The organism is Peribacillus sp. SIMBA_075 (assembly GCF_046534585.1).
The window spans coordinates 1-508 of record NZ_JAWRYN010000118.1 but is presented as its reverse complement, the minus strand read 5'-3'; the positions used below and the strand labels follow the sequence as shown (position 1 = coordinate 508).

The window sequence follows — 508 nt, the reverse complement described above, 5'->3', positions numbered from 1 at the left end:
GATTCTGTTAGACTATAACTAACAATATTCGGTTCATCGAATCCTTTTGTATCTTCTGACGGTTTTAAATCTTTTATTCCCTGTAAGCGATCCATAATTAATTTAACAGCGGACACATCAAATGCTGTTTTTACCGTCTTCACTTCCCCACCTTCATACATAATATTAGTATGATAAATTTCTTCTTCTTTGTAATTACTAATATCCGCCTTTTCTTTTTCATTTTTAATATTTGTAGCTATTTCCTCCGTTGTTTCTCCAAATAATTTTTTCTCAATCGTATTATAAATCCCCTCTGTTGTTTGATAGATTGTTTTACTATGAGTACCGTCTTCTTTTCCCTCAAAAATCCCATATATGCTTCTCTCTTTCACATACGCATACCCATCATCACTCGCAGACATAACAGCCTTCATATCCCCTTCATCCAACGCCTTTACTAGTCTCTCATGCTCTATCTTCGTCTCCCCAAAATCACATCCACTTAATAAATTTGATACTATTGACA

General features: G+C 34.3%; 1 protein-coding gene. It reads right to left on the bottom strand.

Annotated features, from left to right (window positions below; all coding sequences use genetic code 11):
- Positions 1-508: DUF3952 domain-containing protein (locus SB775_RS27405; protein ID WP_410864284.1), on the bottom strand; the 508-nt coding region annotated here is incomplete at both ends.